This is a genomic window from Romboutsia maritimum (genome assembly GCF_002251085.2).
Taxonomy (GTDB): domain Bacteria; phylum Bacillota; class Clostridia; order Peptostreptococcales; family Peptostreptococcaceae; genus Romboutsia_B; species Romboutsia_B maritimum.
The window spans coordinates 1-741 of record NZ_NOJZ02000100.1; the positions used below are offsets into that span (position 1 = coordinate 1).

General features: G+C 25.2%; 1 protein-coding gene. It reads left to right on the forward strand.

From position 1 onward, the window contains the following. On the forward strand, nt 1-633 hold a 633-nt coding region (locus CHF27_RS14030; protein ID WP_147294106.1), incomplete at its 5' end, for a ParA family protein. Nucleotides 634-741 lie beyond the last annotated feature (108 nt).

The window sequence follows — 741 nt, forward strand, 5'->3', positions numbered from 1 at the left end:
ACTATAGATATAGTGGATGGATTAAGTGCAGAAGATGTAATTGTGAAGTGTCCAAATCAAAACTATCCTAATATAGATATAATTCCATCAGATATAGGTTTAGCTATGTTAGATGAAAAAATAAGTTTACAACCAGCAAGAGAAAAAGTTCTTGCAAGATGGTATATGAAAAACATTGATGCTCTAGAGAAATACGATTATATTATTTGTGATTTATCACCAAGTTATAATTTAACAGCTAAAAATATACTTTATTTATCAGATTCTATAATAGTTCCTATCATGGACAAGAATATTTCTTCTTTAAGAGGAGCTGCTTTATTTAAAGAACTATGGAGCAGAGATAAATTTTATTTAGAAAAAGAAGATGATGATATCAAGGCTACTATTTTAGTTGGATATGAAAAACAAAAAACTCAAGTATCTGATTTATTTGATCAATATCTTCAAAAATTTGATGATTTAAAAGATATGATGTTAAATTCATTTATAAGAAGAAATACTTTTGTTGAGAAATCATTATTAAGTAAATTAAGTATAAGCGATTACCTTAAAAAGAATAATCAAACTCATTTTAGTAAAGAAGAAGTTGAAAATATGATAGAAGAATTAAAAGAAAAGGATGTGTTATAGATGCCTAAGATAGATATGAATTTATTAAATGAAGAAGTTCCTACAACGAAAAAGTCAACAGTTATACATGAAACTAAATCAAGTAAAACATCAATATCTATATATGAT